Origin of the sequence: Janibacter massiliensis (assembly GCF_900289115.1) — a bacterium.
Lineage (GTDB): Bacteria > Actinomycetota > Actinomycetes > Actinomycetales > Dermatophilaceae > Janibacter_A > Janibacter_A massiliensis.
The window spans coordinates 1,928,459-1,953,489 of sequence record NZ_LT985196.1 but is presented as its reverse complement, the minus strand read 5'-3'; the positions used below and the strand labels follow the sequence as shown (position 1 = coordinate 1,953,489).

At 72.8% G+C, this 25,031-nt stretch carries 23 protein-coding genes, 1 tRNA gene and 1 pseudogene; 19 read left to right on the top strand and 6 right to left on the bottom strand.

The features are described from left to right. Window positions 1–86 precede the first annotated feature (86 nt). The 5 genes and pseudogenes from DAA34_RS09485 to DAA34_RS09465 form a co-directional block, all read left to right on the top strand. Window positions 87–248, top strand: a pseudogene (locus DAA34_RS09485) (Holliday junction DNA helicase RuvB C-terminal domain-containing protein); the annotation flags it as partial. 156 nt (window positions 249–404) lie between these two features. Continuing rightward, window positions 405–2,249: a protein translocase subunit SecD gene (gene secD / locus DAA34_RS09480; RefSeq protein ID WP_234354195.1), complete on the top strand. Its 1,845-nt coding sequence runs from the start codon at window positions 405–407 to the stop codon at window positions 2,247–2,249. Further along, window positions 2,246–3,484 carry a protein translocase subunit SecF gene (gene secF, locus DAA34_RS09475; RefSeq protein ID WP_106818800.1) on the top strand — a complete coding sequence of 413 codons (1,239 nt, stop codon included), beginning with the start codon at window positions 2,246–2,248 and terminating at the stop codon, window positions 3,482–3,484. The genes secD and secF overlap by 4 nt, the downstream gene beginning before the upstream one ends. Before the next feature lie 2 nt (window positions 3,485–3,486). Beyond that, complete coding sequence (locus DAA34_RS09470) at window positions 3,487–4,014, top strand: adenine phosphoribosyltransferase (protein WP_106818798.1); 528 nt, start codon at window positions 3,487–3,489, stop codon at window positions 4,012–4,014. Between the two features lie 29 nt (window positions 4,015–4,043). Continuing rightward, window positions 4,044–6,368: a RelA/SpoT family protein gene (locus DAA34_RS09465; RefSeq protein ID WP_106818796.1), complete on the top strand. Its 2,325-nt coding sequence runs from the start codon at window positions 4,044–4,046 to the stop codon at window positions 6,366–6,368. Window positions 6,369–6,371: 3 nt separating this feature from the next. Here the strand turns inward: DAA34_RS09465 and DAA34_RS09460 are convergent, their stop codons facing one another. Continuing rightward, window positions 6,372–7,763: a DUF349 domain-containing protein gene (locus DAA34_RS09460; RefSeq protein ID WP_106820049.1), complete on the bottom strand. Its 1,392-nt coding sequence runs from the start codon at window positions 7,761–7,763 to the stop codon at window positions 6,372–6,374. 110 nt (window positions 7,764–7,873) lie between these two features. Between DAA34_RS09460 and DAA34_RS09455 the strand changes: the two genes are divergently transcribed. Further along, window positions 7,874–8,572: an MBL fold metallo-hydrolase gene (locus DAA34_RS09455; protein ID WP_106818794.1), complete on the top strand. Its 699-nt coding sequence runs from the start codon at window positions 7,874–7,876 to the stop codon at window positions 8,570–8,572. After that, complete coding sequence (hisS, locus tag DAA34_RS09450; protein WP_106818792.1) at window positions 8,569–9,930, top strand: histidine--tRNA ligase; 1,362 nt, start codon at window positions 8,569–8,571, stop codon at window positions 9,928–9,930. Before DAA34_RS09455 ends, hisS begins: the two co-directional genes overlap by 4 nt. On the opposite strand, the gene DAA34_RS09445 is transcribed toward hisS, so the two are convergent. Further along, window positions 9,927–10,538, bottom strand: coding sequence for a hypothetical protein (locus DAA34_RS09445; RefSeq protein ID WP_106818790.1), 612 nt, complete (start codon window positions 10,536–10,538; stop codon window positions 9,927–9,929). The genes hisS and DAA34_RS09445 overlap by 4 nt on opposite strands. A gap of 108 nt (window positions 10,539–10,646) precedes the next feature. On the opposite strand from DAA34_RS09445, the gene ald reads away from it, so the two are divergent. The 8 genes from ald to der all read left to right on the top strand — a co-directional run bounded on the left by ald (window position 10,647) and on the right by der (window position 19,538). Further along, entirely contained in the window at window positions 10,647–11,762 is a 1,116-nt protein-coding gene (gene ald / locus DAA34_RS09440; RefSeq protein ID WP_106818788.1) for an alanine dehydrogenase, read from the top strand. A gap of 38 nt (window positions 11,763–11,800) precedes the next feature. Next, on the top strand, window positions 11,801–12,730 hold the full coding sequence (locus tag DAA34_RS09435; protein ID WP_106818786.1) for a site-specific tyrosine recombinase XerD: 930 nt from the start codon (window positions 11,801–11,803) through the stop codon (window positions 12,728–12,730). Window positions 12,731–12,916: 186 nt separating this feature from the next. Continuing rightward, complete coding sequence (locus DAA34_RS09430; protein ID WP_234354280.1) at window positions 12,917–13,771, top strand: ParA family protein; 855 nt, start codon at window positions 12,917–12,919, stop codon at window positions 13,769–13,771. Further along, a complete protein-coding gene (locus tag DAA34_RS09425) occupies window positions 13,768–14,646 on the top strand; it encodes a segregation and condensation protein A (RefSeq protein WP_106818782.1) in 879 nt (292 codons plus the stop codon). Before DAA34_RS09430 ends, DAA34_RS09425 begins: the two co-directional genes overlap by 4 nt. After that, a complete protein-coding gene (scpB, locus tag DAA34_RS12520) occupies window positions 14,646–15,269 on the top strand; it encodes an SMC-Scp complex subunit ScpB (RefSeq protein WP_407657022.1) in 624 nt (207 codons plus the stop codon). Before DAA34_RS09425 ends, scpB begins: the two co-directional genes overlap by 1 nt. Beyond that, entirely contained in the window at window positions 15,266–16,237 is a 972-nt protein-coding gene (locus DAA34_RS12515) for a pseudouridine synthase (RefSeq protein ID WP_407657021.1), read from the top strand. The genes scpB and DAA34_RS12515 overlap by 4 nt, the downstream gene beginning before the upstream one ends. Continuing rightward, the gene (locus DAA34_RS09415; protein ID WP_106818780.1) at window positions 16,234–17,355 is read left to right on the top strand and encodes a prephenate dehydrogenase; all 1,122 of its coding nucleotides are present in this window, start codon (window positions 16,234–16,236) and stop codon (window positions 17,353–17,355) included. Before DAA34_RS12515 ends, DAA34_RS09415 begins: the two co-directional genes overlap by 4 nt. Before the next feature lie 11 nt (window positions 17,356–17,366). Further along, window positions 17,367–19,538: a bifunctional cytidylate kinase/GTPase Der gene (gene der, locus DAA34_RS09410; protein ID WP_106818778.1), complete on the top strand. Its 2,172-nt coding sequence runs from the start codon at window positions 17,367–17,369 to the stop codon at window positions 19,536–19,538. Between the two features lie 3 nt (window positions 19,539–19,541). Here the strand turns inward: der and DAA34_RS09405 are convergent, their stop codons facing one another. The 4 genes from DAA34_RS09405 to DAA34_RS09390 all read right to left on the bottom strand — a co-directional run bounded on the left by DAA34_RS09405 (window position 19,542) and on the right by DAA34_RS09390 (window position 22,654). After that, on the bottom strand, window positions 19,542–19,862 hold the full coding sequence (locus tag DAA34_RS09405) for a hypothetical protein (RefSeq protein WP_234354193.1): 321 nt from the start codon (window positions 19,860–19,862) through the stop codon (window positions 19,542–19,544). After that, window positions 19,859–21,499, bottom strand: a complete 1,641-nt coding sequence (locus DAA34_RS09400) for a radical SAM protein (RefSeq protein ID WP_199847448.1) — start codon at window positions 21,497–21,499, stop codon at window positions 19,859–19,861. Before DAA34_RS09400 ends, DAA34_RS09405 begins: the two co-directional genes overlap by 4 nt. Next, window positions 21,496–21,774, bottom strand: coding sequence for a hypothetical protein (locus DAA34_RS09395; protein WP_106818776.1), 279 nt, complete (start codon window positions 21,772–21,774; stop codon window positions 21,496–21,498). The genes DAA34_RS09400 and DAA34_RS09395 overlap by 4 nt, the downstream gene beginning before the upstream one ends. Before the next feature lie 76 nt (window positions 21,775–21,850). Further along, window positions 21,851–22,654: a prolipoprotein diacylglyceryl transferase gene (locus tag DAA34_RS09390; protein ID WP_106818774.1), complete on the bottom strand. Its 804-nt coding sequence runs from the start codon at window positions 22,652–22,654 to the stop codon at window positions 21,851–21,853. Between the two features lie 113 nt (window positions 22,655–22,767). On the opposite strand from DAA34_RS09390, the gene DAA34_RS09385 reads away from it, so the two are divergent. From DAA34_RS09385 to DAA34_RS09370, 4 genes are all read left to right on the top strand, one after another. Further along, a tRNA-Pro gene (locus DAA34_RS09385) sits at window positions 22,768–22,844 on the top strand. Between the two features lie 123 nt (window positions 22,845–22,967). Then, complete coding sequence (locus tag DAA34_RS09380; RefSeq protein WP_106818772.1) at window positions 22,968–23,831, top strand: DUF881 domain-containing protein; 864 nt, start codon at window positions 22,968–22,970, stop codon at window positions 23,829–23,831. Next, entirely contained in the window at window positions 23,828–24,160 is a 333-nt protein-coding gene (locus DAA34_RS09375) for a small basic family protein (protein WP_106818770.1), read from the top strand. Before DAA34_RS09380 ends, DAA34_RS09375 begins: the two co-directional genes overlap by 4 nt. 2 nt (window positions 24,161–24,162) lie before the next feature. Continuing rightward, window positions 24,163–24,984: a DUF881 domain-containing protein gene (locus DAA34_RS09370; protein WP_106818768.1), complete on the top strand. Its 822-nt coding sequence runs from the start codon at window positions 24,163–24,165 to the stop codon at window positions 24,982–24,984. Window positions 24,985–25,031: the final 47 nt, after the last annotated feature.

Below are 25,031 nucleotides of genomic sequence, written 5' to 3'. Positions count from 1 at the left end.
TCGGAGTTTGTTGTAGCGGTCCGGGGTCGCCCTGTGACGGGCGCCGCTCTATTGGGGGGCGGGGCCGGATGTGTAGAGGAGACGGGGGTGAGGAGAGCGACACGGTGGAGACCGTCGCCGAGCCGTACCTCGTCCGGGAGGGGCTGATCCTGCGCACGCCTCGCGGGCGGGCGGCCACGGGTGCCGCGTGGAAGCACCTCGGCATGTCCCCGCCGCCCGGCCACCAGGGCGAGCTCGGGCTGGCCTGAGACCGACCGCCTCGGAACCGGCGCGGGCCACGGGGCGTTCACCCCTCCGGCGCGGGTCTGACCTAGACTCGCTCCTCGGCCCGGGGCACCGGGCCTGAACCCGTCCCGAGGCGCGGCCACCGGCCCGCCGATCCGGCCCGTCAGGAGCATCGCCCCGTGGCCTCGACCCGCACGACGACCAGCGCCAAGCGGACCCTCGCGGCGATGATCGCCCTCACCCTCCTGCTCGGCGGGGCCCTCCTGGGGCTCCACCGCTGGAACGACGCGACGCTCACCCCGCGACTGGGACTCGACCTCGAGGGCGGCACCGAGATGGTTCTCGCGCCGCGGGTCGAGGACGGCGCGGAACCGAGCGCACAGCAGATCGAGCAGGCGCGGGACATCATCGTCCAGCGCGTCGACAGCCAGGGCGTGTCCGGTGCAGAGGTGACGACCCGAGGCGGCTCCAGCATCGTCGTGACGATGCCCGGTACCCCTTCCCAGCGCACCGTCGACGCCATCCGCGCGAGCTCGCAGATGCAGTTCCGCCCCGTGTTCTTCATCGGTCCGGGGTCGCCCGAGCCCGCGCCGGCGGGCACGTCGCCCGCTGAGGGCTCGGGCTCGGCGAAGAAGGGCTCGACCTCGTCCACCACGACGAAGAGGCCGTCCTCGACCTCCGCGCCCGGCGGTGCGGCGGGCAACCACGCCCCGCTGCCCGCGGAGACCTCCCCGTCGACGACGAAGGCGTCCTCGACGAAGGACTCGTCGACGGGATCTGGAACGGCGCCCGTCCCGGCCTCCGAGGCGAAGCCGAAGAAGGACGACCCGCTCGACCCCAGCTGGGTGACGCCGGCGGTCGTCGAGCAGTTCGTCGCCCTGGACTGCGCGAAGGAGACGTCCCGGAAGGCCGTCCGGGGCAGCTCCGACAAGGCGATCGTGGCGTGCTCCCGGGACGGCGAGATGAAGTACATCCTCGGGCCGGTGGCGATCAGCGGCGACCAGATCAAGGACGCCTCCGCCGGGTTCAGGACGAACCAACAGGGCCAGACGACGAACGAGCCGGAGATCGCGCTCAGCTTCAACGACGACGCGACGGCTGCGTACCGCGACCTCAGCCGCCGCATGGTGCAGCTGCCCCAGCCCGGCGCGTCCCAGGCGCCCGCACCGCTCAACGCGCTCGCCACGGTCCTCGACGGCGAGGTGCTCATCGCGCCCGGCTTCAACGAGCCGATCCCGAACGGGCAGGCGAGCGTCACGGGCGGCTTCACCATCCAGGAGGCCCGCGACCTCGCCCGGTCCCTGAAGTTCGGCGCCCTGCCGATCTCCTTCGACCTCGACGGCCGGTCGACGATCAGCCCGACCCTCGGGTCCGAGCAGCTGCGCTACGGGCTGTGGGCCGGTCTCATCGGCCTCGTCCTCGTCGTCCTCTACTCCCTCGCCCAGTACCGGGTGCTCGGGCTCGTCACCGTCGGCTCGATGCTCCTCGCGGCGCTCCTGACGTACCTCGCGATCGCCCTGCTGGGGTGGACGAGCAACTACCGGCTCGACATGGCCGGCATCACCGGCCTCATCGTCGCGATCGGCGTCACGGCCGACAGCTTCATCGTCTACTTCGAACGGATCCGTGACGAGCTGCGTGACGGCCGGTCCCTCCGTTCTGCCGTGGACACCGCGTGGTCGCGTGCCCGCCGCACCATCTTCGCGGCCGACGGCGTCAACTTCCTCGCGGCCGCCGTGCTCTACCTCCTCGCCTCGAGCGGGGTCCGGGGCTTCGCCTTCACCCTGGGGCTGACGACCCTCATCGACCTGCTCGTCGTCGTCATGTTCACCCATCCCCTCGTCACCCTCCTCGCCCAGCGGAAGTTCTTCGCCGACGGGCACCCGGCGTCCGGTCTCGACCCCTCGACCCTCGGCCCCGGGACCACCCGGTACGTCGGGCGCGGGCAGTTCCGCCCGGCCCCCGGGACCGGCGACGGCGCGACCGCGGCGCCGGCCGCCGGCACGGAAGGAGCGGCCCTGTGAGCCGGTTCAACGACTTCGGCAACGCCCTCTACTCGGGCGAGCGGTCGATCGACTTCATCCGGGGTCGGCGCCGGTGGTTCGCGATCTCGGCGGTCCTGCTCGCCCTCGCCCTCAGCGGGCTGGGCGTCCGGGGCCTCAACCTCGGGCTCGAGTTCCGCGGCGGCTCGGAGGTGCGGGTCAGCCAGGCGAAGGACCTCACCGATTACGAGTCCCGAGCGCAGGACGCCGTCGGTGCCGTCGTCCCGGGGGCTCCGGCCAAGGTGACGAAGATCGGCGCGGAGACGATCCGGGTGCAGACGGAGGAGCTCACCGAGGCGCAGAACACGAAGGTCGGGCAGGCGCTCGGCAAGGAGTTCGGCAGCACCGAGGTGACGACGAACTTCATCGGACCGTCGTGGGGCGCCTCCGTGAGCAAGCAGGCGTTGCGGGCGCTCGTCGTCTTCGTCATCCTCGTCGCGCTCGTCATGGGGCTGTACTTCCGCACGTGGACGATGGCCGTGGCCGCGCTCGTCGCGCTGCTGCACGACATGGTCGCCACCGTCGGGATCTATGCGCTCAGCGGATTCGAGGTGTCGCCGGCGACGATGATCGGCTTCCTCACCGTCCTCGGGTACAGCCTGTACGACACCGTCGTCGTCTTCGACAAGGTGCGGGAGAACACGACCGCCGCCTTCGCCACGGGGCGGCGGACCTACGACGAGGCGGCGAACCACGCCGTCAACCAGACCATCGTCCGGTCGATCAACACGACCGTCGTCGCCCTCCTGCCGATCGCCGCCGTCCTCGCCGTCGGCTTCGCGCGGATCGGGCCCGGCACGCTCCTCGACCTCTCGCTGGCCCTCTTCATCGGCATGGCGGTCGGCGCGTACTCGTCGATCTTCCTGGCCACCCCGATCTTGGCGATGCTCCGCGCCCGCGACCCGAAGGTGGTCGCGCTCCGGCAGCAGGTCGCAGCGCGGGAGGCGGCGCTCGAGGTCGACGGTCGGGCGGCCGACCCCGTGCGGGAGCGCGTGGAGACGGTGTCGCGCGCCGAGCGCCGGGGTGTCGCACCCGCGGCGGCCTCCGTCGCCGTCGGCGAGAACGCCTCGTCGGCCGCCGGGCCGGACGAGGCGACCCGGCAGGCGCCGCTGGCCGGGGCGGACGAGGACGCGACCCTCACCGGTCGCAAGGTCCACCGGTGGGCCCAGGAGGCTCCCGCGCCGCGCCGTGCCCGCACCAACCGACGGACGGACTGACGGTGACGGACAGCCATCTCGCCGACCGCGTCGCGGCACTCGTGAGGGACGTGCCGGACTTCCCGAAGCCGGGCATCCTGTTCAAGGACATCACGCCGCTGCTGGCCGACGGGGCGACGATGCGGGCTCTCGTCGAGAACCTCGCCGGGCGCCACCGGGACGCGGAGATCGTCGCCGGGATCGAGGCGCGGGGGTTCGTCCTCGGTGCAGCGCTCGCGCACGAGCTGGGTGTCGGGTTCGTCCCCGTCCGCAAGGCGGGCAAGCTGCCCGGGGACGTCGTCGGGCGGGCCTACGGCCTGGAGTACGGGACGGCCGAGATCGAGGTCCCGGCGGACACCCCGGCGCGCGGGCGCCGCGTCGTCCTCGTCGACGACCTGCTGGCGACCGGCGGCACGGCGGCCGCGGCGTGGGACCTGCTCGAGTCGGTCGGGGCGCACGTCGTCGCCCTCGAGGTCGTCATCGAGCTCCAGGAGCTCGGCGGGCGCGCGGCCCTGGGCACCCGCGACGTGCGGGCGGTCCTGTCGGTCTGAGCGCGATGGGCACGGTCTAGCATCTGTCCATGAACGAGCCGGCCAGCACCCCGACGCACGGTTTCTCCGCGCGGGGGCTCGTTCGTGGCCGGCTCGCGCGACTCAGTGGCGGACGCACGTCGACCGCAGTCCTCGACCCGCTGCTGCAGACCCTGCGCCGCACCCACCCGCGTGCCAACACCGCGCTCGTGCTGCGCGCCTACGAGGTGGCAGCCCGCTGCCACGAGGGTCAGACCCGCAAGTCGGGCGACCCCTACATCACGCACCCGCTCGCCGTCGCGCAGATCCTCGCCGAGCTCGGCATGACCTCGACGACGATCGCCGCCGCGCTCCTGCACGACACCGTCGAGGACACCGACTACTCCTTGGCCCAGCTCGAGGCCGACTTCGGGCCGGAGATCGCCAAGCTCGTCGACGGCGTGACGAAGCTCGACAAGGTCACCTACGGGGAGTCCGCCCAGGCCGAGACGGTCCGGAAGATGGTCGTGGCGATGGCCCGCGACATCCGCGTCCTCGTCATCAAGCTCGCCGACCGCCTTCACAACGCCCGGACGTGGAAGCACGTCTCCTCCTCGTCGGCCGAGCGGAAGGCGAAGGAGACGCTCGAGATCTACGCGCCGCTGGCCCATCGCCTCGGCATGAACACGATCAAGTGGGAGCTGGAGGACCTGTCGTTCGCCACGCTCTACCCGGGCGTCTACGACGAGATCGTCCGGCTCGTCGCCGACCGGACGCCGGCGCGGGAGGAGTACCTCGCGATCGTGCGGGAGCAGGTCTCGGCGGACCTGCGCGACGCGAAGATCAAGGCGGTGGTCACCGGACGCCCCAAGCACTACTACTCCGTGTACCAGAAGATGATCGTCGGCGGTCGGGACTTCGACGAGATCTACGACCTCGTCGCGGTGCGGGTCCTCGTCGACACGGTGCGCGACTGCTACGCGGTGCTCGGCGCCCTCCACGCGCGGTGGAACCCCTTGCCCGGGCGGTTCAAGGACTACATCGCGATGCCGAAGTTCAACATGTACCAGTCGCTGCACACGACGGTCGTCGGCCCGCAGGGCAAGCCCGTGGAGATCCAGATCCGCACCCACCTCATGCACCGCCGGGCGGAGTACGGCGTCGCCGCGCACTGGAAGTACAAGGAGGACCGCGGGACGTCCGCGAACCGTTCCGGGGGCGGGGACACCCCGGCGAACGACATGGTGTGGCTGCGCCAGCTGCTCGACTGGCAGAAGGAGACGGCCGACCCGGGGGAGTTCCTCGACTCCCTGCGGTTCGAGATGAACGCCGGCGAGGTGTTCGTCTTCACGCCCAAGGGCGAGGTCATCGCCCTGCCTGCCGGCTCCACCCCGATCGACTTCGCCTACGCCGTCCACACGGAGGTCGGCCACCACTGCGTCGGGGCGCGGGTCAACGGCCGGCTCGTCGCCCTCGACCGCCCCCTGGAGAACGGCGACGCCGTCGAGGTGCTCACCTCGCGGGCCGAGGGCGCGGGTCCGAGCCGGGACTGGCTCGACATCGTGCGGTCGCCCCGGGCGCGGAACAAGATCCGCCAGTGGTTCACCAAGGAACGCCGGGAGGAGATGGTCGAGGCGGGCAAGGACGGGCTGGCGCGGGCGATGCGCCAGAAGAACCTCCCGCTGCAGCGCCTGACGACGGTCGAGTCGCTCACCGCCGTCGCCGGCGACCTCGGCCTGAAGGACATCGAGTCGCTCTACGCAGCGATGGGCGAGAACCACGTCTCGCCGCAGCACGTCGTGGAGCGGCTCGTCGCCGTCGCCGGGGGAGAGGCCGGCGCGACCGAGGACCTCGCCGAGGCCACGATCCCGCGCGCCGAGCCGCGCCGGCCTCGCGACGGCGACCCCGGGGTGACCGTCCGCGGGATGGACGACGTGCTGGTCAAGCTCGCGCGCTGCTGCACCCCCGTGCCGGGGGACTCGATCATGGGCTACATCACCCGCGGCAACGGGGTCTCCGTGCACCGCACCGACTGCACGAACGCGGACTCCCTGCGTTCGGAGCCGGACCGCATCACCGAGGTGTCGTGGACCTCGTCCCAGGGCGGCAGCGTCTTCCTCGTCCAGCTCCAGGTGGAGGCGCTCGACCGCGCCGGGCTGCTGTCGGACATCACCCGCGCCCTCTCCGAGGCGGGGGTGAACATCCTCGAGGCCCGGGTCCACACCTCACGGGACCGCGTCGCCGTCTCCAACTTCACGTTCGAGATGGGTGACGCGACGCACCTGGACCACGTCATCCGGTCGGTCCGGCGGGTCGACGCGGTCTTCGACGCCTACCGGGTCACCGGCCGACGCAGCCCGTCCCGGATCGGCACGGGGGCCGGACGGGCCGACTGAGCGTCAGGCGAAGTCGGACAGGCTCGTCCGGGCCTGCGCCAGCCACGCCTCCTGGGTGCGGATCTTCTCCTCGAGGTCGGCAACCTTCTTCGCGCGGCCCTTGGCGCGCGCCTCCTCGAGGTCCTCGCGGGTCTTGGCAAGGGACGCCTCGAGCTGGGTGACCATCGAGCTCGCCCGGGCGGCCGCCTCGGGGTTGCTCTTCGACCACCGGGCGTCCTCCGCCTCGCGGACGGCGCTCTCGATCTTCCGCAGCGCGCCCTCCGTGCGCTCGACGTCCGCGCGCGGGACCTTGCCGGCCTTCTCCCACCGGTCCTGGATCGTCCGCAGCTGCGCCTTCGCCCGCTCGACGTCGGACACGGGCAGGATCTTCTGCGCCTCCGCCAGGAGGGCTTCCTTCACCTCGAGGTTGGGGCGGTAGGACTCGTCCTCCTCGGCGGCGACGCGGTCCTTGGCCTCGAAGAACGCGTCCTGCGCGGCGCGGAAGCGCTCCCACAGGGCGTCGTCGTCGGACCGTGAGGCGCGGCCGGCGCGGCGCCACTGGTCCATGAGCCGCTTGAACGCGCCCGCCGTCGTGCCCCAGTCCGTGCTCGTCGAGAGCTTCTCGGCCTCGGCGACGAGCGCCTCCTTCTCGGCCTTCGCCGCGCCGCGGGTCTCCTCGAGCTGGGCGAAGTGGGCCTTGCGCATCTTGTCGAAGCCGTTGCGGGCGCGGGCGAACCGCTCCCACAGCTTCGCCTCGACGTCCTTGTCGAGCCGAGCGCCCGAGCGCTGGTGGTTCTTCCACTCCTCGAGCAGCTCGCGCATCCGTCCGCTGCTCTGCTTCCACTGGATCGACTGCTCGGGCTGCGCCGCGATCGTCTCGGCCTCCGCCACGAGAGCCTCACGGGCCGTCGTCGCCTCGGCCTTGGCCTGCGCCCTGGCGGCGGACTCGGTCTTCCGCTTCTGCGCGACAGCGGTCTCGATCCTCTCGACGACCTCCCGCAACCGCCCCAGGTCCCCGACGATGTTCGGCTCGACCGTCTGCTCCTTGAGCTTCTTCAGGCCGTCCTGGAGCTCCTTGGCCGTCACCTCGGGGGAGGAGGCGCGCCGCTGCAGGAGGTCTGCCGACGCGTAGAGCTCGTCGTACTTGCGCGCGAAGTACTGGAGGGCGTCCTCGGCCGAGGCGCCGGGGTAGGAGCCGACGGCCCGCTCGCTCTCGCCCTCGCTGACAAAGACCGTCCCGTCCTCCGCGACCCGCCCGAAGCGGGCGCTGTCCGACGGGGCGTGAGCGACGACCGGCGCGGCAGCCGGCCGCGGGCGAGGCCGCGCGAGGGCTGCGGGGGAGGGCACCGGTCCCGGCCGCGGGGCCGGCGTCGGGGTCGGTGCGGCCTCGCCGGCCGGGGGGTTCTGCTCGCTCACGGTCACGCCTTCGTCGTCGGTGGTCCACGTCCCCGTGCCGGATCGGCGCGCGGGTGGGGTCGACGATATCGACTTCGGGGGCCCGGGGCGGTGATCGGTAGTCTTCGGCGGTGCTCACCGTCGCCTTCCCCGCCGCCGCGTTCGGGACCAACTGCTACGTCCTGGCCCCCGACGAGGGGGAGGAGTGCGTCGTCGTCGACCCGGGCATCGGGGTGGAGGAGACCCTGCGCGAGGTCCTCGACCAGCACCGGCTGCGCCCGGCGGCGGTCCTCCTCACCCACGGCCACGTCGATCACGTGTACTCGGTCACCCCGGTGTGCGGTGGCTCCGTGGCGGCGCACATCCACGAGGCCGACCGCTACCGGCTGGTCGACCCGCTCGGCGGTCTGGACGCCGGCCTGCTGGGCATGTTCGAGCAGCAGTTCGGGCGGCGGGCGTCGTGGCGCGAGCCCGAGGACGTCGTCGAGCTCGCCGACGGGCAGACCCTGACCGTCGCGGGGATCGAGGTCGAGGTCCTCCACGCCCCCGGCCACACCGAGGGGTCGGCGATGTTCGCGCTCGACCGGGTGCCCGACGGCGTCCCCGACGAGGCGGGCGTCGACCGCACGCTCATCAGCGGCGACGTCCTCTTCGCCGGGTCCATCGGGCGGACCGACCTGCCGGGTGGCTCCGCCGAGGCGATGCAGCGGTCGCTGCGCGACGTCGTCCTGCCCCGGCCGGACTCGACCCTCGTCCTTCCCGGCCACGGCCCGGCGACGACGATCGCCGCCGAGCGCACGACCAACCCCTACCTGCGAGGACTCGCGTGACCGACCAGCGCCCCCGACCGACGAAGGTCCTGCCGATCTCGGGCTTCCCCGAGCTGCTCCCGGCGGAGCGGATCGTCGAGCAGCACTTCATCGACGTCATCCGCGAGACCTTCGAGCTCCACGGCTACCCCTCGATCGAGACGCGCGCCGTCGAGCCGGTCGACCGGCTGCTGGGCAAGGGCGGTGACGCCGACAAGGAGATCTACGGCATCAGCCGGCTCGCGGCTGGGGAGGAGGACGCGAAGGAGCCGCAGCTCGGCCTGCACTTCGACCTCACGGTCCCGTTCGCGCGGTACGTGCTCGAGAACGCCGGGCGGCTGTCGTTCCCGTTCCGACGCCACCAGATCCAGAAGGTGTGGCGTGGCGAGCGACCCCAGGAGGGCCGGTACCGCGAGTTCTACCAGGCGGACATCGACGTCGTGGACGTCGGCGAGCTGGCGCCGCACTTCGAGGCCGAGATGCCCCTCGTCGTGGCCGAGATCTTCCGGCGGCTCCCGCTGCCCGCCCCGATGACGATCCAGGTGAACAACCGGAAGATCCCCGAGGGCTTCTACCGCGGCATCGGGATCGACGACGTCGCCGGCACCCTGCGGATCGTCGACAAGCTCGACAAGATCGGTCCGGAGAAGGTCGCCGGCCTGCTCGTCGAGGCAGGGCGCACCCCGCAGCAGGCGCAGCAGTGCCTCGACCTCGCGGCGATCCGCACACCCGATGCGTCCTTCGTCGACCGTGTCCGGGAGCTCGGTGTCGACCACCCCGTCCTCGAGCAGGGGCTGGCCGCCCTCGCGGCGGTCATCACCACCGGGCTGGAGAACGCCCCGGGCGCGATGGTGGCCGACCTGCGGATCGCGCGGGGGCTCGACTACTACACGGGGACCGTCTACGAGACGCAGCTGGCGGGGTACGAGTCGTGGGGCTCGTTCTGCTCGGGCGGCCGCTACGACGAGCTCGCGAGCGACGGCCGGACGACCTACCCCGGCGTGGGGATCTCGATCGGTCTCGGCCGACTGCTCGGCCTGCTCCTCGGGCAGGGGCTGGTCACCGCGACCCGCTCGACCCCCTCCGCCGTCCTCGTGGCGGTGACGGACGAGGACGGACGAGCGAGCAGCCAGGCCGTCGCGACCGCCCTGCGTGCCCGCGGGATCCCGTGCGAGGTGGCGCCGACGGCGGCGAGGTTCGGCAAGCAGATCCGCTTCGCCGAGCGGCGCGGGATCCCCTTCGTGTGGTTCGTCGGGGCGGGCGATGACGGGTCAGACCAGGTCAAGGACATCCGCACGGGCGACCAGCTCGACGCCGAGGCCGGCTCGTGGGTCTGCCCGGCGGAGGACCTCCACCCGCGGGTGGTCGCGGCCGGCTAGGCCGAGGGCGGGGGGCGCAGGCCGACCGTCCTCAGCTCGAGGAGCGCGAGCTCGCGGATGACGCGGGCATCCCCGGCCCGCCACGCGCCGGCCGGGTCGTCGGTGATCGCGGCAAGGCGCGGCAGCGGCTGGTTCGCCATGGCCCGCAGCGCGAACAGGTCGAGGTCCGGCGCGCCGTCGACGAGGCGCTGCGAGGCTCCCGCGAGCCGGGCGAAGCGCACCCGGCGCAGGAGCCACCAGCCGCCGACGACGAGGATCGGCAGCAGCGCGGTCGTCAGCCCGAGCAGGAGCGCCAGCCGTTCGACGGCGACGACGAGGTCGTGCCCGGCGGTCTCGATGGAGGTCCCGGCGCCAGCGGCCTCCCGGAAGGGCCCGGCGACCCGGTCGTCGAGGATCGGCAGGTCGTCCACCTGGCTCCCGGCGCCGTCCATCCGACCCCGGAAGTCACGACCGGCCTCCTCGAGCCGGTGCCCAGGAGCCGCCAACCGCATCGTCGCCCGGTGGACCACGGTGCCGACCCACGCCCAGGCCAGGCACCACGCACCGACGAGGAGATCCCCGGCCATCTGGGCGCCGCGGCGCGCGGGAATGTCCGCATACGGTTTCATGAGGATCTCGTCTCCCTGTCCGGGTCTACACTCCGCACGACGCTGTGAGCGGCGTCACGTCGATGACAGCTGGGTCCTCGACACGATGTCAGACAAGGACGGTCGAACGTGAAGGTCGGAATCCCTCGCGAGATCAAGAACCACGAGTACCGGGTGGCCATCACCCCGGTGGGCGTGCGTGAGCTCGTCGACCACGGGCACGACGTGGTCATCGAGAAGGGAGCGGGTCTCGGCTCGGCGATACCCGACGACGAGTTCGCCGCCCAGGGCGCGCGGATCATCGACTCCGCGGACGACGTCTGGGGCGAGGCCGACATGGTCCTCAAGGTCAAGGAGCCCGTCGCGGAGGAGTACCACCGCCTCCGGGAGGGCCTGACCCTCTTCACCTACCTCCACCTCGCGGCGGACGAGCCGCTGACCCGGCGGCTCGTCGAGACGAAGGTGACGGCGATCGCCTACGAGACGGTCCGGCTGCCCTCGGGGCTCCTCCCGCTGCTGTACCCGATGTCGGAGGTCGCTGGCTGCCTCGCGCCCCAGGTCGGTGCGCAGGCGCTGCACAAGGCTGCCGGTGGCCGCGGCGTCCTCATGGGTGGTGTCGGCGGCGTGGCGAACGCCAAGGTCGTCGTCCTCGGTGCCGGTGTGGCCGGGCAGAACGCCGCGAACATCGCGCTCGGCATGGGCGCGGACGTCACGCTGCTCGACACCGACCTCGAGAAGCTGCGGCAGAGCTTCTGGCGCTGGGACAACCGGGTCCACCAGATCGCCTCGTCCGCGCTCTCCGTGCGGGAGCAGGTCCTCCAGGCCGACATGGTCATCGGCACGGTCCTCATCCCCGGTGCGAAGGCCCCCAAGCTCGTCACCGACGAGATGGTCGCCCAGATGAAGCCGGGGTCGGTCCTCGTCGACGTCGCGATCGACCAGGGTGGGTGCTTCGAGAACAGCCGCCCGACGACGCACGCCGACCCGACCTTCACGGTGCACGACTCGACGTACTACTGCGTCGCGAACATGCCGGGCGCCGTGCCGAACACGTCGACGTGGGCCCTGACGAACGCGACGCTCCCGTACGCGGTCCGGCTCGCGGACACCGGCTGGGAGCAGGCGCTGCGGGAGGACCCGGCCCTGGCGCTCGGGCTGAACACGCACGCCGGCGAGGTCGTCTGCGGCCCCGTGGCGGAGGCGTTCGGCATGGAGCACCGCCCGCTGTCCGAGGTCCTCGCCTGAGCGGCCCCGACACGCCCCGCACGGCCCGGTCCACCCCGATGGACCGGGCCGTCGGTGCGTGGACCAGCCATCTGCGGGTCGAGCGCGGCCTGTCCGAGAACCCCCTTGCCGCCTACCGCCGGGACGCGCGGCGGTGGGTCGAGTTCCTCGCCGGCCGCGGCATCGACGACCCGACCGGGGTCGGGCGGGACGACGTCACGGCGTTCCTGCGCCACCTGCGGGAGGGTGACGCGGACCACCGCCCGCTCGCCGCGAGCTCGGCGTCGCGCACCCTCGTCGCCGTGCGCCGGCTGCACGCCTTCCTCGCGCTCGAGGGTGTGACGAGCGACGACCCGGCCGCGGCGGTCACGCCTCCCGGGTCCGGGCTCAGCCTGCCGAAGGCGATCTCGCTCCCCGAGGTCGAGCGCCTGCTCGACGCCGCGAGCGTCGGCGACACACCCGTGTCGCTGCGGGACCGGGCGCTGCTGGAGGTCCTCTACGGCTGCGGCCTGCGGATCTCCGAGGCGGTCGGTCTCGACGTTGACGACGTCGCCGGGGTGCTCGACGGCGGTCACGACACCGGCCCGCCCGTGGTCCGGGTGACGGGGAAGGGGGACAAGCAGCGACTGGTCCCCGTCGGTTCGTACGCCAGCGCCGCGCTCGGCGCCTGGCTCGTGCGGGGGCGTCCGGCGCTCTCGAGCCGGAGCACCCCGGCGCTGTTCCTCAACCAGCGCGGGGGGAGGCTCTCCCGGCAGAGCGCCTGGGCGCTCATCGGCGCCGCCGCCGATCGTGCCGGTCTGTCCGGACACGTCAGCCCGCACACGCTGCGGCACTCCTTCGCCACCCATCTGCTCGAGGGCGGCGCGGACGTCCGCGTGGTCCAGGAGCTGCTCGGGCACGCCTCCGTGACGACGACCCAGATCTACACGCTCGTCACGGCCCAGCAGCTGCGCGAGGTGTACGCGCAGGCCCATCCGCGGGCGCGGTGACCGCCTGCGTCAGGTCGGAGGTGGATAATGTCGGTTGATCCGCGCGATGCCGATCGCTGCACCGAGAACCGGAGGACCGACGACGTGTCGACCGAGCTGAACCCGCCCGCCGACGGCTCGGGGGACGACGGCCGCACGCTCCCGCTCGTCGACGTCGCGCGACCCCACGGCCAGACCGAGGCGGAGATCGTCGCCGCCGGACGCCCGGGCCCGACCGGCCGCCCGCTGCCCGACTTCCCCGAGCCGCCGCCGCTGAGCTCGCACGGCCCGGCGCGGATCATCGCGATGTGCAACCAGAAGGGCGGCGTCGGCAAGACGACGACGACCATCAACCTCGGTGCCGCGCTGGCCGAGTACGGCCGTCGGGTCCTGCTCGTCGACTTCGACCCGCAGGGCGCCCTCTCGGTCGGGCTCGGCGTCCCGACCCACCAGCTCGACACGACGATCTACACCCTCCTGGTCGAGCGCGGCCACGACATCCGCGACGTCATCCAGAAGACCGCGACCGAGAACCTCGACGTCGTGCCCGCGAACATCGACCTGTCCGCGGCGGAGGTCCAGCTCGTCGGCGAGGTGGCCCGTGAGCAGATCCTCGCGCGCGTGCTGCGACCCGTCCTCGACGACTACGACGTCATCCTCGTCGACTGCCAGCCGTCCCTGGGTCTGCTCACCGTCAACGCCCTCACGGCGGCGCACGGGGTGATCATCCCGCTGGAGACCGAGTACTTCGCGATGCGCGGTGTCGCGCTCCTCGTCGAGACGATCGAGAAGATCGTCGACCGGCTCAACCCGCGGCTGCAGATCGACGGGATCCTCGCCACGATGTTCGACGGGCGCACCCTCCACAGCCGCGAGGTCGTCCAGAGCGTCGTCGGCCACTTCGGCGAGACCGTCTTCCACACGGTGATCAGCCGGACGGTGAAGTTCCCCGACGCGACCCTGGCCGCAGAGCCGATCACCTCCTACGCCTCGGCGCACCAGGGTGCGAACGCCTACCGACAGCTCGCCCGCGAGCTCATCTCCCGCGGCGGCGCGCCCTGACCACGGAGGCACCGGCCGTCCCCGGCGGGGTCCTCACCCGTCGTGCCGCCCCGTCGGTCTTCGAGGTCCACCTCGAGAACTTCGAGGGGCCCTTCGACCTGCTGCTGGGGCTCATCGGCAAGCACGAGCTCGACATCACCGAGGTCGCCCTCGCCACGGTCACGGACGAGTTCATCGCCCACCTGCGGGCGATGCGGGAGAGCGAGGCCGAGGAGGACCTGTCGCAGACGAGCGAGTTCCTCCTCGTCGCGGCGACCCTCCTCGACCTCAAGGCCGCCCGCCTGCTGCCGACGGCCTCCGTCGAGGACGACGAGGACATCGCGCTCCTCGAGGCGCGCGACCTGCTCTTCGCCCGGCTCCTGCAGTACCGCGCCTTCAAGGACGTCGCAGCGCTCATGCAGGAGCGGCTAGAGACCACCGCGCTCTCGACCCCGCGGCTGGCGGGGCTCGAGGCCCGCTTCGCCGCGCTCCTGCCCGAGCTCGTCCTCCACGTCACGCCGGACCAGCTGGCGATGATCGCCGCCCGGGCGATGACGCCCAAGGAACCGCCGACCGTGGGTCTGGGGCACCTGCACGCTCCCGCCGTCAGCGTCCGCGAGCAGGCCGTGATCATCACGCAGCGGCTGCGGCGAGCGGGCACGGCCTCGTTCCGCACCCTCGTCGCGGACGCCGACTCGACCCTCGTCATCGTCGCCCGGTTCCTCGCGGTCCTCGAGCTGTTCCGTGACCGCGCGGTCGACGTCGCCCAGCCGGAGCCCCTCGGCGACATCGACGTCACGTGGACCGGGCCGGACGACGGCACGGTCGACGTCGGTCAGGAGTTCGACGAGGGCGACGCCCAGCACGATGGCCCAGCCGCAGAAGAGGAGAGGTGATGGTCGTGACCGACCAGCCCACGAGCGACGAAGCAGGCGGGGCCGCCCCGCTCGCCCTCGACGTCCACGCGACGCCCGGAGGCGCTCGCGGGGCGCTCGAGGCGGTGCTCATGGTCGTCGAGGAGCCGATCGCGGACGTCGACCTCGCAGCCGCCCTGGAGATGCCCGTCGAGGAGGTGCGCGCCCACCTGCGCGGCCTCGAGGACGAGTACGCCGCGGCGCACCGCGGGTTCTGCCTGCGCGAGGCCGGGGGCGGGTGGCGGTTCTACTCGCGCGCCGACTACGCCCACGTGGTCGAGCGGTTCGTCGTCGGTGGTCAGACCGCCCGCCTGACGCAGGCGGCCCTCGAGACGCTCGCCGTCGTCGCCTACCGGCAGCCGATCTCCCGCTCGCGCATCGGCGCGGTGCGAGGCGTCAACGTCGACGGGGTCGTGCGGACCCTGCTCACCCGCGGCCTCATCGAGGAGTGCGGGCACGACGGGGAGGGCGGGGCGATCCTCTACGGGACGACCCCGTACTTCCTCGAGCGCATGGGCCTGAACGACCTCGACGAGCTCCCGCCGATCGCCCCGCACCTGCCCGATCCCGAGGCGATCGACGAGCTCGCGGCGGTGCGGTCGTGAGCCCCGCGGCGCGTGGCGGCGGCCGTGGATCCGGCGGGCGCGGATCCGGCGGGCGCGGATCCGGCGGGCGCGGATCCGGTGGGCACGCATCCGGCGGGCGCGCAGGCGGCGGATCGGGACGTGCCGCCGGCGGGCGGGGCCGGCCGACCGGCCCGCGGCGTCCGATCGCCAAGACCCGGGCGGATCAGCCCACCCATCCGCCCCGCGAGCGCGCGCAGGGGCCGACGGTCGACGTGCACGACCCCGACGGCGAGCGACTGCAGAAGGTCCTCGCGTCGGCCGGTGTCGGCTCCCGCCGCGCCTGCGAGGAGCTCATCAGCCAGGGTCGGGTGGAGGTCGACGGCCAGGTCGTCACCGAGCTCGGCGTGCGCATCGACCCCTCGCGGCGCACCGTGCACGTCGACGGGGTCCGGGTCCAGCTCGACGAGTCGAAGGTCTACCTCGCGTTCAACAAGCCCGCGGGCGTCGTGACGACGATGAGCGACGAGCTCGGTCGGCCGTGCATCGGTGACTACCTCGAGTCCCGCCCGGAGCGGCTCTTCCACGTCGGCCGGCTCGACGCGGAGACGGAGGGGCTGCTCCTCCTGACCAACGACGGCGAGCTCGCCCACCGGCTCCAGCACCCCCAGTACGGGGTGCTCAAGACCTACCTCGCCGAAGTCCGCGGCCCGATCCCGAAGGACCTCGGTCGACGGCTGCGCGAGGGCGTGGAGCTCGACGACGGCCCGGTGCAGGTGGACTCGTTCAAGGTCGTCGACTCCCGGCCGGGCAAGGCGCTGCTGGAGATCGTCCTGCACGAGGGCCGCAACCACATCGTCCGTCGCATGCTCGACGAGGTCGGCCACCCCGTCCTCAGTCTCGTCCGCACCCAGGTCGGCCCGATCCGGCTGGGGGACACCCGCCAGGGTCGCTGGCGGGCGCTCAGCCGGGACGAGGTCGGGGCGCTGCACTCGGCGGCCGGGCTGTGACCCGCGTCCACGTCATCGGCGCCGGCCTGCTCGGCGCCAGCACCGGGCTCGCCCTGCGCCGGGCCGGTCACGAGGTCACCCTCGCCGACACCTCGCCGACGGCGGCCGCCCTCGCGCGCGACCTCGGCGCGGGGGAGCTGGCCGACGCGACGAGCGCCGTCCCCGAGGTCGTCGTCGTCGCCACGCCGCCGGACGTCACGCCGGACGTGGTCGTCCGCGCCCTCGGCCAGTGGCCGCAGGCGGTCGTCACGGACGTCGCCTCGGTCAAGGGCGCGGTCCTGCGAGCCGTGCGTGCGGGCCTCGCCGACTCGGGCGCGGAGGACCAGCTCGCCCGCTACGTCGGCTCCCACCCGATGGCCGGCCGCGAACGATCCGGCGCGATCGCGGCCCGGGCCGACCTCTTCGACGGTCGCGCGTGGGTCGTCAGCCCGCATCCGGCGAGCGACCCCGCAGCGGTCGGCGCGGTGCGCTCTCTCGCGGCCGGCACCGGCGCCGCCGTCGTCGAGATGGGACCGGACGAGCACGACGCGGCCGTGGCGGTCGTCTCGCACGTGCCCCAGGTCGCCTCCACCCTCGTCGCGGGTCGCCTCGCCTCGGTCGCGCCCGAGGCGCTCGGTCTGGCCGGGCAGGGCGTGCGCGACGTGACCCGGATAGCCGCGTCCGACCCCGTGCTGTGGACCCAGATCCTCGCCGGCAACGCCCCGGCCGTCGCAGGCGTCCTCGAGTCGCTCCGGGACGACCTCGACCGCGTCATCGCCGCGCTGCGGGCGCTCGAGACCGCCGGACCGGCTCCGTCGAGCGCTGCGGCGCCGGGAACCCGGGCGGTCCTCGCCGGGGTGCTCGAGGCCGGCAACGTCGGGCGGGCGCTCGTCCCGGGCAAGCACGGGGCACCGCCGACCCCGTACGCCCTGGTCGAGGTCATCGTCCCGGACGAGCCCGGTGCGCTCGCGCGGCTGCTCACCGATGTCGGGGACGCCGGGGTCAACCTCGAGGAGCTGCGGATCGACCACGGTCTGGGCCAGCCGTTCGGGCTCGCCGAGGTCGCCGTGCTGCCGGCCGCGGCCGCACCGCTCACCGCGGCGCTCCGTGAACGCGGCTGGCGCCTCACCGGCGACTAGGATCGACCCCCATGACCGCATCCTCGAGCCCAGTGACCATCGCCGTCGACGGTCCCTCCGGGTCGGGGAAGTCGAGCGTGTCCCGCGCGGTGGCGGCAGCCTTGGGGTTCGGGTACCTCGACACGGGAGCGATGTACCGGGCCCTCACGTGGTGGTGCCTCGACCAGGGAATCGACACGGCCGACCTGCCCGCGGTCGCCCGCGCGGCCGAGACATTCCCGCTCGAGCAGGGCAGCGACCCGAAGGCGCCCGCCGTGACCGTCGGCGGGGCCGACGTGAGCGACGAGATCCGGTCGACGCGGATCACGGGCGCGGTGACCGCGGTGGCGACCAACCCCGACGTGCGTCCGGTCCTCCAGCGCCGTCAGCGCGAGGCGATGGCGGAGATCGCGGCCCGCACGGGCGGGGTGGTCGCCGAGGGCCGCGACATCACGACCGTCGTGGCTCCCGATGCCGATGTCCGGGTCCTCATCACGGCGAGCGAGGAGGCCCGGCTCCGCCGCCGGTCCGGTGACGTCGCCGCGGCGGGGGAGGAGGTCGACGCCGCGACCCTACGCGCTCAGGTGCTCGACCGCGACGCGGCCGACTCCGCCGTTTCCTCTTTCCTCACCGCCTCGGAGGGCGTCGCGACCCTGGACACCTCCGAGCTGTCCTTCGAGGACAGCGTGGCCGCGGTCCTGGCACTCGTCGCCTCTCGGCCGACGGCGCCCGTCGGCACCGCGGCAGAGGACGACGAGGCCGAGGACGACGAGGCCGTCGAGCGGGCGCTGCGCGCCGGGCTGGAGGAGTTCGAGCTCGACGAGACCGACCTCGCGCTGCTCCAGCCCGACGAGGTCCGCGACGTGTGGGAGGAGGACGGACCCCACCCCGTCGTCGCCGTGGTCGGTCGCCCCAACGTCGGCAAGTCCACCCTCGTCAACCGGGTCCTGCGACGCCGCGAGGCGGTCGTCGAGGACGTCCCCGGCGTCACCCGCGACCGCGTCTCCTACGACGCGGAGTGGGCCGGTCGCCGGTTCACGCTCGTCGACACCGGGGGCTGGGAGATCGACGCGACCGGGATCCACCTACGGGTCGCCGAGCAGGCGGAGGTCGCCATCGAGCTCGCGGACGCGGTGCTCTTCGTCGTCGACTCGAAGGTCGGCGCGACCGACGACGACGAGGCGGTCGTCAAGCTGCTGCGGCGGTCGGGCAAGCCCGTCGTCCTCGTCGCGAACAAGGTCGACGACCAGCGCGGCGAGTCCGACGCCGCGGCGCTGTGGAACCTCGGGCTGGGCCAGCCGTGGCCGGTCTCGGCCCTGCACGGGCGGGGGAGCGGGGACGCTCTCGATGCCCTGCTCGACGTCCTGCCCGAGAAGTCGGCGGTCGCGCCGGCGGGGCCCGGGGACGGGCTGCGTCGGGTCGCGCTCGTCGGTCGGCCGAACGTCGGCAAGTCGAGTCTGCTGAACAAGCTCGTCGGGTCCGAGCGGGTCGTCGTCGACTCGGTGGCGGGGACGACCCGCGACCCGGTCGACGAGGTCATCGACCTCGGTGGCCGCTCGTGGCGCTTCGTCGACACCGCGGGCATCCGCCGCCGCGTGCACCAGACCCGCGGCGCCGACTTCTACGCCTCGCTGCGGACGCAGACCGCGCTGGAGAAGGCCGAGGTCGCGGTTGTGCTCATCGACGCCGAGCAGTCCATCGCCGAGCAGGACATCCGCGTCGTCAGCCAGGTGATCGAGGCCGGCCGTGCCCTCGTGCTCGCGTTCAACAAGTGGGACCTGCTCGACGAGGAGCGGCGGTACTACCTCGAGCGGGAGATCGAGCGCGAGCTCGTCCAGACGACGTGGGCGCCGCGGGTGAACATCTCCGCCAGGACGGGGCGTCACGTCGACAAGCTCGTCCCCGCCCTCGACACGGCCCTCGCCAGCTGGGACGCGCGGATCCCGACGGCGCGGCTCAACGCCTTCCTCGGGGAGATCGTCGCCGCCCACCCGCACCCGGTTCGCAGCGGCAAGCAGCCAAGGATCCTCTTCGGCACGCAGGCCGGCACCCGGCCGCCGCGGTTCGTCATCTTCGCCTCGGGCTTCATCGAGGCCGGCTACCGCCGCTTCATCGAACGCCGCCTGCGGGAGGAGTTCGGCTTCGAGGGGACGCCGATCGAGATCTCGGTCCGGGTCCGGGAGAAGCGCCGCGACCGCCGCTGAGGCTCAGCGCAGGAGGAACCAGCCGTAGACCACCGTCCCCCCGACGCCGAGCGCCACGAGCAGCCCGAGGTAGGCGAGGACGAGCCGGGTGTCCCGCAGCTTGCACCGCGAGGTGAGCAGACCGGCGCGGCGGGCCTGCCAGTACCCGGCGAACCCGAGCGCGGCGAAGAACGTCAGGGCGACCGGCCCGAGCAGCCAGCCCAGGAGCGCGACCGTCGCGAAGACGCACAGCCGGAGCGGGTCGAAGGGCGCCGCGTCGCCGGCGTCTCGCTGCGGCGCGTTCGGCGACGGCAGGCTCGGATCGGGGAGGAGTCGCTCGCTCACCGGGTCGCCCCGATCGCCAGGTCGACCGGCACGGGGGCGGGCGCGGAGCGGCTCCCGACGCCGATCTTCTGCGCGGCGAGCGGGCCCCACGCCTGGACGGCGCAGAACGGGGCGCACTGGTCCGCGCCCGGGTCCGACCCGCCGGTGCCGTCGGCACGGGTGCCGACGTGGACGCAGCACTGGGTCAGGCGCTCCTCGATCATCGTGCTCATGTCCATGAACGGCTTGACGCTGATCCGCTTCACGCGGTCGGCGAGCAGGCGCCTCAGCCGGTCCTGACCGCCGGGCAGCCGGGATCCGGCCAGCGTCGCGAGCGTCGACATCCCGATGTCGCAGCTGTCGCAGACGCCCTTCCACAGGTCGCCGACCTGCGGGTGGGACAGCGAGGTGCTGTCCGACATGAGACCGAGCAACGACTCCTTGACGACGGTGCGCATCTGCGCGGGCAGGTCCTGGTCGGTGATCCGGTTGGCGACGTCCTCCGGCACGAGGTCGAGCCACTCGAGCAGGCGGTCGTGGCCGATGACCTCCGTGAGCGAGCGCCAGGTGACCGAGTCGTCCTTGAGCATGTACCCGACGGATGCGCAGTGCGGGTGGCTGCAGGGGAGCGCGGTGAGGTCGCGCCACGTGACGAGGCCGTCGGTCTGCGGACCCATCCGTGCGAGCACCCCGGTGTGGGTGAGGCGGTCCGTCGGGTCTATCGCGCCGGAGCGCCCGGACCCGAACTGCGGCTGGATCGACACCCCGCACACGAAGGGCGTCTCGAGGCTGCGGAGGATGACATGGCCGATCTCGTCGTCGTTGACGCCGAGCGCCGCGGTCATCGTCAGGGTGACGAAGACACCCGCGCCCGAGAGTCGCTCGATCGCCGCGTCCTTGAAGGCCCGCAGGTCGCCGCCGCGGTGGTGGCGGGACGACGGCTCGCTGTGCCCGTCGTACTGGAGGTACACCTCGACCCGCTGGTGGTGCCGGGCGAAGAGGGCGAGCAGCGCGTCGTCCTTGGCGATCGTCAGGCCGTTGGTGTTGACGAGGATCCGGACGATGGGCCGGGCGACGAGCTCGTCGAGCAGACGAGCGAACTGTGGGTGGAGCGTCGGTTCACCGCCGGAGAGCATGACGACGTCGAGCCGGCCGCCCTCCCGCGCGAGCCGGGCGTCGACGTTGGTCAGGACGTCCTGGACCGGCGCGACACCGGTCAGCGCCGGCGCGGAGTCGGCGAAGCACGTCGGGCAGGCAAGGTTGCAGCGCTCCGTGACGTCCTCGAGGAGGATGCACGTGTGCTGGGTCTGCATCTCCGGCAGGCCGTGGAGGTAGGCCGAGGGCACGGGCAGGTAGTTGCCGGGGGAGTCGGCGACGTGGGACTTCGTCGGGGCCGTCCACGTCTCGAGGTAGGAAAGGATCTCGGGCGACTCGTCGTACAACGTGCGGATGAAGCCGTGGACGGGGCAGCCCCGCTCGAGCCAGATCCGACCGTCACGTTCGGCGAGCCAGCCCGACAGCCGTCGGACGTCCGCGAGGGCGCGCTGCGGGTCCTCCTCGTGGCAGGACGGGCAGAAGGCGTTGACGTAACGGTGGATCCGATCCCCTCGCAGGGGGCGGCCCGGCCCGACGACGGGCTGCGGCGTGCGGCGGCTCACCCGTCGATCCCCGCGATCGCGATGAAGCACGCCCCGGCCGTGCCGATGAGGTAGAAGCCGCACATCGTCAGCAGGACGATGCCGAGGGGACGCGTCCGGTGGAACGCGATCGCGATCGGACCGGCGACGATCGCCACGACGGGGATGCCGATGAGCAGGCCCCAGAGGATCTCGACGCCGATGCCGCTCGCGTACCAGCTCGCAAGCGCGATGAGGCAGGGGATCAGCAGACCGAGGCCCGCGCCGACGAGGAGGGCGAGCATCGTCACGCTCACGGCCAGGATGCTCGGGCCACCGCCGGGCGGCCCCGGGTACGGGGGTGGCGGCGCGGCTGCGGGTGGTGGGGGCTGCTCAGGCGGTGGTTGGGTCATCGGCCATTCCTTCGTCGGGTCGGGGTCGGCGGAGCGCGACGACGCACCGCCAGGCGAGCAGCGGCGCGGTCGCGAGGATGAAGAGCTGAGGCCGGGTGAGACCGGCGAGCGCCACGTCGTTCCCGCGGACGAACTCGATGAGGAACCGGAACGCCGCGTACCCGCTGAGGTAGGGCAGGAGCAGGTCGGCGGGCCGGGCCAGGGCGTCCCGGTAGCGGGTGAGCAGCAGGAGGGCGAGGGCGTGGAACACCATCTCGAGGTAGAACGTCGGGTGCATCACGGTGCCCGGGAGGACCCCCCACTGGACGGCCTCCGCCGCGTCGGCCCGGATGCCGAAGGGGAGGGGGCTCGGCCGTCCGGGGTACTCGGTGAGCAGACAGCCGACCCGACCGATCGCCATGCCTGCGGCGACGGCCGGGGCGAAGAGGGCTCCCGTCCGCTCCCGGTAGCCGACGAGGAGCTTGCCGACGTGGACCCCGAGCCACGCGAACACCAGTCCCGAGAGGATGCTGCGGTTCCCGTAGAGCCAGTGCACGACGAAGGGGTCGACGTCGCTCGGGTGGACCGTGCGGAGCCACGTCCCGGCCCGCGCCCCCACGGCGCCGAACGCGAGCGACATCGCGACGACCGCGACGAGACGCTCGTCGTCGAGCCCGCGACGAGTGGCCTCGCCGATGAACACGAGGGCTGCCGCAACGACTCCGAGAAGGACCCACGAGTCGTGGGTCAGGGACGTCCCGGTGAGGAGCAGTCCTGCGATCCCGTTGCCGTCACCCCCGCCCATGGCCAACCACGCTACCGGCGGTTTCGCCGTGGGCTGTGCGCTGCGCTATGGTTGCGTGTCGCTCTCGACCCCGCGGTCGGGGGCGTCCGTTCGGTCCCGAACCGGACGAGCCACGGGCTGTGGCGCAGCTTGGTAGCGCACTTGACTGGGGGTCAAGGGGTCGCAGGTTCAAATCCTGTCAGCCCGACCAGCGAACAGCGTTGCGACGGAGCGGTTTCCACGACACGGGAAGCCGCTCTGTTCGGTTCCGGGAGGCGGTTCGACCGGTCTCGCTAGGCTGGCGGCCCGGTTGACGAGCGACGAGGGAGGTGCGATGAACCAGCGACGCCCCGACGCCTCGATGACCCTCCTCACCGAGCTGTTCGACCACCCGCTCGACCCCGGGTACGCGGCGGCCTCGGAGGCTCGCACGCGCCGCGGCGGGCCCGCGGCCAGGCCCGTGCGCGCCCCGGTCGTTGCCGTTGCCGCGGTCTGCATCGGCCTCCTGTTCACGGTCGGTGCGCGCACCCTCGGGTCGGACCGGGTCGCCGACGGCAAGCGTGCGCTCATCGACCAGATCACGACGCGCGAGGCCGAGGTCGAGGACCGCACGCAGACTGCGCTGAACCTGCAGTCGGAGGTGAACGCGCTCGAGGGCGAAGCCGCCACGCAGGCCGGATCCTCCGCCGCGCGCCTCGACCGTCTGCGGCTGGCCGCCGGAGCGACGGCGGTGACCGGGCCCGGCATCGTCGTCACTCTCGACGACGCACCGAGCGTGACGCCGGACGACGGTGGCGACTCGCGGGGGGCCACCGGTGGGACCCCCGAGGGCACGGTCCTCAGCCGCGACCTGCAGATCGTGACGAACGGGCTGTGGCAGGCCGGTGCCGAGGCCATTGCCATCAACGGGCGGCGCCTGACCTCCCGCAGCTCGATCCGGTTCGCCGGCGAGGCGATCCTCGTCGACTACCGGCCTCTGTCGCCGCCCTACGTCGTCTCGGCGATCGGGGACCCCGACGCCCTGCGGACCGGCCTCGCCGCGAACGACGGCGGCGCCTATCTCGCCGCGCTCGAGAACAACTACGGGGTTCGCGGCTCGATCGAACCGTCCGACGAGATCCGGCTGCCCGCCGCAGTGTCCCTGTCGACCCGCGTCTCCAAGCCCGCCCCGACGTCATCGACGGAGAGCCCCTCGTGATCCCCGCCCTCGGCCTGCTCATCGGCATCGTCCTGGGGGTGGTGCTCGACCCCCAGGTCCCGATCTGGCTCCAGCCCTACCTGCCCATCGCGGTCATTGCCGCGCTCGACGCGGTCTTCGGCGCGGTCCGGGCCGTCCTCGACGGGATCTTCGACGACCGGGTCTTCGTCATCTCCTTCCTGTCCAACGTTCTCGTCGCGGCGTTCATCGTCTTCCTCGGCGACCAGCTCGGCGTCGGTTCCCAGCTGTCCACCGGCGTCGTCGTGGTCCTCGGCGTGCGGATCTTCTCCAACGTCGCCTCCATCCGCCGACACCTCTTCAGGGCGTGACCATGGACGGCAGGCACGCGGCCCCGACCCCGCACGGCGACGAGGTGTCCCCGGGTGCGACGGCCGCGCGCACGTCGGTGGACGGCCGGGCCGCGTGGCGCCGTCTGCGGCGGATGGGCCGCGCGCGGGCGAGCCGCTCGAACCTCCTCGCAGGTCTGCTCGCCGCGCTGCTGGGGTTCGGCATCGCCACCCAGGTCCGAGAGACGCAGTCCCAGGGGTTGGAGGACCTGCGCGAGGACGAGCTCGTGCGCATCCTCGACGACGTGGACCAGAACGGGAACCGGCTCGACTCGCAGATCCGCGAGCTCGAGCGGTCCCGGGACGAGCTCACGGCGGCCCGCGGCGACGACAAGGCCGTCGAGGACGCGGCCCGCGAACGGCTCGACACCCTCGGCATCCTCTCCGGCACGGTCGCCGCGGTCGGCCCCGGGGTCGTCATCACCATCGACGATCCGAACGAGAAGGTCGGGGCCGTCGCGGTGCTCGACGCGGTGCAGGAGCTGCGCGACGCCGGTGCCGAGGCGATCGCCGTCGGCGACGAGCGGGTCATCGCCTCGACGTGGTTCGCCGATCGGGACGGCGAGCTGGTCGTCAGCGGCCGCCCCGTCGACCGGCCGCTGCGGATCACGGCGATCGGTGACCCGGGGACCATGGCGTCCGCACTGGCGATCCCCGGCGGCGTGAGCGAGTCCGTGCGCCGTCTCGGTGGCGAGACCGCCGTCGAGCGGCGATCGAGGGTCCGCGTGCCCGCGTTGCACGACGTTCCGGCCGGTCGATACGCTCGCAGCGTCCCGGAGGAGTCGGCTGAGCGCCCCTCCTCGTGATCCCCCTGCCGGCGCTGTCGGTGCGACCCCGGGCGATGACGCCCCGA